Annotated in this window: 1 protein-coding gene; it reads left to right on the forward strand. The window is 44.2% G+C overall.

The window, feature by feature from the left end:
* Positions 1-184 precede the first annotated feature (184 nt).
* Positions 185-421: a hypothetical protein gene (locus ACT6R0_RS18650; protein ID WP_444667460.1), complete on the forward strand. Its 237-nt coding sequence runs from the start codon at positions 185-187 to the stop codon at positions 419-421.
* Positions 422-545 lie beyond the last annotated feature (124 nt).

Consider the following 545-nt stretch of genomic DNA (forward strand, 5'->3'; position numbering starts at 1 on the left):
GAGATAATGTGTTTCATGTGTCATTTGTCACGCGCAATTTCATGTGTTTGAGCATGACAAATGACACATGAGTATTGAGTATGTGTTGCATCAGCGTCGACATGCAAATGCCATGTGATAATGATGATGATGATGATGATGATAATAATGACGGCACATTGGCAGGATTGTTGCTTATGACACTATGGGCACCCTTGTGGAGGGGATGCCTAAGCAAGCAACACACAGACCAGCACAGCAGCAGCTGCAAGACTACTCAGCTATGGCAGAACTTTATCTGTTGATGATGATGATGATGATGATGATGATGATGATGATGATGACCTGTGGTAGAAGTGCTGTCGACAATACTGGTGATTGTGATGGAACATCCACATGGCAAGGCAACACAAGCTATCAAGACAGTCCAAACATCACATGAACATCATCTATGGCTGTTTGTGTCTAAAGGTTGTATGCTGCGGCAGTATTGTTTAGCAACCGCTATGTACTGATGCAGATAAGTGTGCAAGGGTGACCACTAACCTTTGTGACCTGGGCGCTGC

It is taken from the genome of Flavobacterium sp., from assembly GCF_052437795.1.
GTDB lineage: Bacteria > Bacteroidota > Bacteroidia > Flavobacteriales > Flavobacteriaceae > Flavobacterium.

Coding starts and splice junctions, on each gene's coding strand:
- ACT6R0_RS18650 (WP_444667460.1), top strand. CDS start 185: ATGGGCACCCTTGTGGAGGGGATGCCTAAGCAAGCAACACACAGACCA.